This window comes from Corynebacterium frankenforstense, from assembly GCF_030211955.1.
GTDB classification, from domain to species: Bacteria; Actinomycetota; Actinomycetes; order Mycobacteriales; family Mycobacteriaceae; genus Corynebacterium; species Corynebacterium frankenforstense_A.
This window is the reverse complement of sequence record NZ_JASODI010000046.1, coordinates 1-579: the sequence shown is the minus strand read 5'-3', so window position 1 is coordinate 579 and position 579 is coordinate 1. Positions and strand designations below refer to the sequence as shown.

Annotated in this window: 1 pseudogene; it reads left to right on the top strand. The window is 68.2% G+C overall.

What is annotated here, in order from left to right:
- Window positions 1-579 (top strand): annotated as a pseudogene (locus QP119_RS11480) (hypothetical protein); the annotation flags it as partial.

Here is a 579-nt window from a genome sequence, read left to right as displayed (position 1 = left end):
GTGGACGCCGAGGCCTGTGGTGAGGCGTTCTCCAAGTTCCTTTCCGAGGGTGCGCCCGGGTCTGTTGTGCATGCGGTGGTCGGGGTGAGCCTGAATGAGGCGGTGCGTATCGAGGACGGCGACGGTGACGACATCGAGTTGGTTGCCTCGGACGGCTCGAGGATGACCGGCAGCGAGTTTGTGGACCGGCTGATCCGCCAGGTCGGCGCCACCCGGCCTGCTGCCCAGACCGCCGGAGAGTCAGACACCCAGCCCGACACAGGTGCTGCCGCCACCGTGGGCATGGGCGCCGATGGATCACGGCAGGGCGTCAACCCGGCAGGTGGGAACCTCGCCGGCGACGGGGCCGACCCCGCGGACGCAGACACCGCCGGCGCCTCGCTGGTTCCCGTCCCGGACGCGGACGAACTGACCGCGACTGACATGGCAGGCCCCTCAGACAGGGCCACCACAGAGGACGAGGATGCTCCGGATCTGGGGTTGTTCGCCGCGGAGATCCCCGACACGATCCCGGAGATGGTCTTCGACCAAAACTCGATGATCATGCTGGTCCACCCGCTTCAGGGCCCGAGCAACCTG